This is a genomic window from Streptomyces alkaliterrae (genome assembly GCF_007097205.2).
Classification (GTDB): domain Bacteria; phylum Actinomycetota; class Actinomycetes; order Streptomycetales; family Streptomycetaceae; genus Streptomyces; species Streptomyces alkaliterrae.
On record NZ_VJYK02000348.1, the window covers coordinates 1 to 5463 of the forward strand.

The 5463-nt window shown below is 74.6% G+C and carries 7 protein-coding genes and 2 pseudogenes; 4 read left to right on the forward strand and 5 right to left on the reverse strand.

Annotated elements, in window-relative coordinates:
* Positions 1-280 (reverse strand): annotated as a pseudogene (locus tag FNX44_RS23310) (EamA family transporter); the annotation flags it as partial.
* Here FNX44_RS23310 and FNX44_RS23315 point away from each other — a divergent pair.
* The 3 genes from FNX44_RS23315 to FNX44_RS23325 all read left to right on the forward strand — a co-directional run bounded on the left by FNX44_RS23315 (position 279) and on the right by FNX44_RS23325 (position 2875).
* Positions 279-1736, forward strand: a complete 1458-nt coding sequence (locus FNX44_RS23315) for an aminotransferase-like domain-containing protein (protein WP_143650797.1) — start codon at positions 279-281, stop codon at positions 1734-1736. The pseudogene FNX44_RS23310 and the gene FNX44_RS23315 sit on opposite strands and share 2 nt — an antisense overlap.
* 61 nt (positions 1737-1797) lie before the next feature.
* Positions 1798-2223: a GNAT family N-acetyltransferase gene (locus FNX44_RS23320; protein ID WP_143650799.1), complete on the forward strand. Its 426-nt coding sequence runs from the start codon at positions 1798-1800 to the stop codon at positions 2221-2223.
* A gap of 85 nt (positions 2224-2308) precedes the next feature.
* Positions 2309-2875 carry a histidine phosphatase family protein gene (locus FNX44_RS23325; protein ID WP_143650801.1) on the forward strand — a complete coding sequence of 189 codons (567 nt, stop codon included), beginning with the start codon at positions 2309-2311 and terminating at the stop codon, positions 2873-2875.
* Position 2876: 1 nt separating this feature from the next.
* On the opposite strand, the gene FNX44_RS23330 is transcribed toward FNX44_RS23325, so the two are convergent.
* Genes FNX44_RS23330 through FNX44_RS23340 form a run of 3 tightly spaced genes read right to left on the reverse strand, consistent with a single transcriptional unit; the run spans position 2877 to position 4140 of the window.
* The gene (locus tag FNX44_RS23330) at positions 2877-3242 is read right to left on the reverse strand and encodes a hypothetical protein (RefSeq protein ID WP_323369617.1); all 366 of its coding nucleotides are present in this window, start codon (positions 3240-3242) and stop codon (positions 2877-2879) included.
* A 33-nt stretch (positions 3243-3275) separates the two neighbouring features.
* Positions 3276-3695, reverse strand: a complete 420-nt coding sequence (locus FNX44_RS23335; RefSeq protein WP_143650805.1) for a WapI family immunity protein — start codon at positions 3693-3695, stop codon at positions 3276-3278.
* Between the two features lie 37 nt (positions 3696-3732).
* A complete protein-coding gene (locus FNX44_RS23340; RefSeq protein ID WP_323369618.1) occupies positions 3733-4140 on the reverse strand; it encodes a DUF6463 family protein in 408 nt (135 codons plus the stop codon).
* Positions 4141-4207: 67 nt separating this feature from the next.
* Here FNX44_RS23340 and FNX44_RS23345 point away from each other — a divergent pair, with 67 nt between their 5' ends.
* The gene (locus FNX44_RS23345; RefSeq protein ID WP_228450145.1) at positions 4208-4804 is read left to right on the forward strand and encodes a TetR/AcrR family transcriptional regulator; all 597 of its coding nucleotides are present in this window, start codon (positions 4208-4210) and stop codon (positions 4802-4804) included.
* Between the two features lie 28 nt (positions 4805-4832).
* Here FNX44_RS23345 and FNX44_RS28240 read toward each other — a convergent pair.
* Positions 4833-5463 (reverse strand): annotated as a pseudogene (locus FNX44_RS28240) (hypothetical protein); the annotation flags it as partial.

Genomic DNA, 5463 nt, shown 5'->3' on the forward strand with positions numbered 1-5463 from the left:
CGACGACGGCCAACCCGCCCCAGTGGCGGCGCGCCGGCGGCGCCACCCGCAGCACAAGCAGCGCCACGGCGGCGACCACTCCGGCCAGCCCGATGCGCAGCGCGGTCGCCGTCCAGGCGCTCAGCCCGTCCAGCGCCCACGCGGTGGCGGGGAAGGTCAGGGAGAACGCGACCACACCGGCCGCGGCCAGAACCGTGCCGGTGCGCGCGGTGGTCTCCGCGCCGCTCCCGGCCGGGACCGCTATCGAGATCGTTGCAGTAGCGCTATCCTTGTGTCTCATGAACAACGGTAGCAGTGTCGCCGGTCTGGTCGAAACTCTCCGCCAGGATCTGGACAAGTACGCCGTAGGGGAGCGCCTGCCGGCCAGTCGTGCTCTCGTCAACCGCTACCGTGTGAGTCCCGTGACCGTTACTCGCGCGCTCGCCCAGCTCGCCGCCGAGGGACTGGTCGTCACCCGCCCCGGCGCCGGTTCCTACCGGGCCGCCGGCGGCCCGGCCGCCGTCCGACGGCAGGCCGACACCTCCTGGCAGCAGGTCGCGCTGAGCGCCGAGCACTCGCCCGACCAGGTGCCCCGCACGGTCGACGCCTCCGGCCTGCTCGCCACGCTCGCCGCCCCACCGGCCGGCGTCGTCCAACTGCACGGCGGCTACCTGCCCACCTCCCTCCAACCCGAACGCGCACTCGCCTCCGCGCTCGCCCGTGCGGGCCGCCGCCCGGGCGCCTGGAACGTGCCGCCGCTGGAGGGCGTCGCCGAACTGCGCGGCTGGTTCGCCCGCGAGATCGGCGGCCCCGGCGGCCCCCTCACCGCCTCCGACGTCCTCATCACCGCCGGCGGACAGAGCGCCCTCACCACCGCGCTACGGGCGCTGGCCCCACCCGGCGCGCCGGTCCTCGTCGAGTCACCCACCTACCCCGGCGTACTCGCCGTCGCCCGCGCCGCCGGTCTCCGCCCGGTGCCGGTGCCCGCCGACGCCGACGGCGTCCGCCCCGAACTGCTCGCCGAGGCGTTCCGCGCCACCGGCGCCCGGGTCTTCGTCTGCCAGCCGCTCTTCCAGAACCCCACCGGCGGCGTGCTCGCCGACGACCGCCGGCCGGCCGTCCTGGCGGCCGCCCGCAGCGCGGGCGCGTTTGTCGTCGAGGACGACTTCGCCCGGCGCATGGCCCACGAGGACGCCGGCCCGCTACCGCGCACCCTCGCCGCCGACGACACCGAGGGCGTGGTCGTGCACCTCTGCTCACTGACCAAGATCACCTCACCCAACCTCCGGGTCGGCGCCCTCGCCGCCCGCGGCCCGGTCCTGGACCGCCTGCGCGGCAACCAGATCGTCGACAGCTTCTTCGTTCCCCGCCCGCTGCAGGAAGCCGCACTCGAACTCGTCGGCGCACCGGCCTGGCCCCGACACATCCGCACGGTCGCCGCCGAACTCCGCGTCCGCCGCGATGCGCTGGTCGCCGCGCTGCGCCGCGAACTCCCGTCGCTCACGATCGAACAGGTACCGCGCGGCGGCTTCCACCTCTGGCTGCGGCTGCCCGACGGCGCCGACGAACAGGCGGTGGCCGCCGCCGCGCTACGCGAAGGCGTCGCCGTCGCCCCGGGCCGCCCCTACTTCGCCGCCGAACCGCAGGGCCCCCACCTGCGCGTCAGCTTCGCCCTCGCCGAACACACCGCCGAACTCGACGAAGGCGTCCGCCGCCTCCGCACCGCCTGCGCCCAACTCGGCCTCCCGACAGCCTGAGCAGGCGCCGGCGTCGGAAACCCGTTGCCTGTGCCACCGCCGGACTGCCACCGTGCGTCCCATGCCGAACCCACCCGAGTACGAGATATCCGACGACCCCGCACGCCTGGACGTCGCCCTGATCCACCACTGGCTGTCAGCCGACGCCTACTGGGCGCTCGGCCGCCACCTGGCAACCCAGCAGCGGGCCATCGCCGCCTCCCACAACTTCGGCACCTACCTCACCTCCTCCGGCCGCCAGGTCGGCTACGCCCGAGTCGTCACCGACCGCGCCACCTTCGCCTGGCTCTGCGACGTCTACATCGACCCCGCCCACCGAGGCCGCGGCCTCGGCGGACAACTCGTCGACGCGGTGAACGAGCACCTGGCGCCCTACGAGCTGCGGCGCACCCTGCTCGCCACCCACGACGCCCACGAGGTCTACCGACGCGCGGGCTTCCGGGAGTTGGCCCGACCCGACCACCTCATGCAGCGCGGACCGCGCTGACGGCGGCCGACGACGGTACTGACCTCGGACGATTCCCCCTCGCCGAGGTATCGAACATTCGGGCGCGGCCACTTACCATCCCGCCATGCGCTGCCGTCTCACGCTGCTCGCCGCCGCGCGCTGCTCACCCGTACTGGACACCCGGTTCGACGACGACCGCCCGCTGGACAACGCCGGCTGGCAGGCCGTCCGGCGAGGCGCGCCCGCCCTCGTCGGGCTGGCCGCCGCCGCGCTCCGCTACCGCTCGCCCTCCGAACGCTGCCGGGAGACCGGCTACGCGCTCGGTCTCTTCCCGCTCGCCCAGCCCGCCCTGCGCGACTGCGACATGGGCCGCTGGCGCGGCCGCACGCTGAGCGAGGTCGCCGCCCGCGAACCGGACGCCGTCGACGCCTGGCTGCGCGACCCCTACGTCGCGCCGCACGGCGGCGAGTCCCTGACCGCCTTCATCGGCCGCATCGGACACTGGCTCGACACCCGCCCCGCCGCCGACGACGAATGGATCGTCGCCGTCACCGAACCCGCGGTGCTGCGGGCCGCCCTGTGCCACGCGCTCAAGACGCCCCCGCACGCCTACTGGCGCATCGACGCCCACCCGCTCGCCGCCGTCACCCTCACCGGCACCGCCGGCGACTGGCACCTCTCCTGCGCCTGACTCACACCGCGTCCGACGCCGCCGCGACGACCACGTCGAACAGCGGCCACCCGTCGACCACCGCCTCGCCGCGCTCGGGAACAAGCCCCCGCCCGCGCGCCGACTCCAGCAGCCGCCGTACCACCCCTGGCTCGTGCAGATTGAGCAACAGCCCGCCGCCGGCCGACACCGAGCCGGAGGACCACACCCCCTCCGCCACATAGCGGCCCGGTCCGGCCGCGAAGACCAGCCGCATCACCGCGCGCATCTCCTCCAGACCGGTCCGGTGGAGCGACAGCACCTCCCGGCACCGCCCGTCGGGACCGGCCCGATGGCCGTGGCGCACCGACCACAGCCACACCTCGTCCCCGGCCACCAACCGCCGCACTCTCCGATGCCGCGCCACAGGTCGGCTCTCCCGTCAGCGCGGCGGCAGCGGGACGAGCAGCCGTTCCCACTCGTCCGCCGCCGCCCGCAGGTCCTCGGTCGTCACCGCGAACTCCACCGCCCAGCCCTCCGAGCGGCTTTCCGGCGGGCACCAGGCAGGCGCGGCCTCGTGCGCGAACACGACCCGCAGCCGCGGCCCCGCCTCCTCGCGCTCCCACGCCAGCAGCGGCTCCGTGAACTCCAGCCGCACGCCGTCCCGCCGCAGCCACGCCGCGAGGCTCCGCGCCTCGTCGACCAGCAGACACGGCTCCTCGAAGGACCAACGCCCCCGCGGCGTGCTCACCTCACCCCGTACGACCAACCAGTTGTCGTCGTACGCGTCGCCCCGCGCCCGCGCGAACTCGTACCGCAACGGCCGCAAGACCACCCGGTGTCTCTCGTCCCCGATCTCCATCCCACCCAGCATGCCACCCCGGGCGGGGTGCGGAGCGTCATCGCGCTGATGGGCGGCCGTCTGCGGTCCGCTCCCGCTGCCGGATGAGCAGGACGGCGGGGAGGAGGATCAGGAGCATCGGCGTCGGCTCGATGACGGCGGCGCCGACCGCGCCCCACACGGCCAGGCCCCAGCCGACGGACGGCGGCACCCGCACCCCCCGCCGGCCGAAGTGCGAGACGAGCAGGCCGAGGAGCAGCAGCGGCACGGCGAAGCTTCCGATCGAGATCCAGAACGCGCCGCCCGCGCCGCGCGGCTCGACGAACTCCTCGCGGGGCAGGCCCCACAGGTCACCGCTGAACCAGGCACCGAGGTGCCCGATGTTCTGCGCGCCCAGGAGCGTGATGTGCAGGACACCCAGGAAGGTCAGGATGCGTCCCGCGCGTACGACCACCGTATTCACCACGACTACCCCCGTGTTGAAGTTTCGAGACTATTGGTTCCGGAACTAGGGGTATCGTAAAGTGGTGGCCATGGCAACCACGGGACGACCACGGGACGTGCGGCTGGACGCGGCGATCCTCGACGCCACGCGCGAACTCCTCGCCCGGGACGGCTACGCCGGACTGACGATGGACGCGGTGGCCGAGCGGGCGGGCATCGGCAAGGCGGCGATCTACCGGCGCCACGGGACCAAGCAGGAGATGGTGTTCGCCGCGGCGATCCACGAACCGGAGCTGCCGGGCAGGCCCGACACGGGCAGCCTCGTCGGGGACCTCACGGCGCTCGTCCAGGAGATCGTGGACCACCTGACCAGCCCGGCGGCCTCCGCGGCGGTGCTCGGTCTCCTCGCGGACGTGGCGCCCGACAGCGCCCTGGCGGTCCGCTTCCGGGAGCGGTTCGTCAGCCGTGAGCTCGCCGACATCGAGAGTGTGCTCGATCGCGCGGTCACCCGCGGCGAACTGCCGCCCCCGCCGGCCCGCCCGGACGCCTCGACCGTGCACGCTCTGGTGGCCGGCCCGGTCTTCGCCCTGCTGTACCTCCAGCGCACCCCGCCGAACGGCCTGGCCGAGCGCCTCGCCCCCGTCGTCGCGACAGCCCTCACCGCCACCCGGTCGCCCGGCGGCTAGGCGCTAGGGGCATTCCGTCCGGGGCGGGTCAGCCGGCGCTCGCCAGCTGTTGGAGGAGCCGGGTGACGTTCGGGTCTCCGGACCATCTGCCCTTCTGCTGGGCGTCGTTGAGGCTTGCCTGTAGTTCGCGGGCCTTGGCGGCGGCCTCGGCCGTGTCGCCCTGGTGTGCCTTCCGCTGGATCTCGGCAGCGTCCCTGTTCGCGCGGCGGTGGACACCCGCGTGCATGTCCGACTGGGCGGCGAGGGAGCTGACCAGCTGGTCGCTCAGTGCGACGGGGTCCGGGCCGGCGGCGACCTGGGCGGCCGGCGGCGTGCTGCTCGGCGTCGGGGCGGCGGAGTCGTCGGGTGTGGGGGTGTCGCCGGGTGTTGCTGTGGGGCTTTCGGCGGGTGTCGGGCTGGACGTGGTCGTCAGCGTGCCGCCGGTCGCAGGCACCGACTCCGGTGCCGACTCCGGCGGGTCCTCCGGCGCCGGGACGGAGGCGGGCGTGGTGGGCCTCTCCGAGGCCTTGATCGCGCCGCCGTCGCCGCGTGTGGCCACAAAGGCGGCTGTCAGGAGGATGGTGAGGGCGGCGGCGAGGCCGCCGACGAGCAGGACGGGCGGACGGCGGCGAGCGGCGGCTTCCGCCCGGCGGCGCTCCGCGCGCGAGCCGGGAGGGGAG

What these genes read in the sequence shown, in the direction of transcription:
- FNX44_RS23315 (WP_143650797.1), top strand. Translation starts at nt 279, where the DNA reads ATGAACAACGGTAGCAGTGTCGCCGGTCTGGTCGAAACTCTCCGCCAG.
- FNX44_RS23320 (WP_143650799.1), top strand. Translation starts at nt 1,798, where the DNA reads ATGCCGAACCCACCCGAGTACGAGATATCCGACGACCCCGCACGCCTG.
- FNX44_RS23325 (WP_143650801.1), top strand. Translation starts at nt 2,309, where the DNA reads ATGCGCTGCCGTCTCACGCTGCTCGCCGCCGCGCGCTGCTCACCCGTA.
- FNX44_RS23335 (WP_143650805.1), bottom strand. Translation starts at nt 3,695, where the DNA reads ATGGAGATCGGGGACGAGAGACACCGGGTGGTCTTGCGGCCGTTGCGG.
- FNX44_RS23345 (WP_228450145.1), top strand. Translation starts at nt 4,208, where the DNA reads ATGGCAACCACGGGACGACCACGGGACGTGCGGCTGGACGCGGCGATC.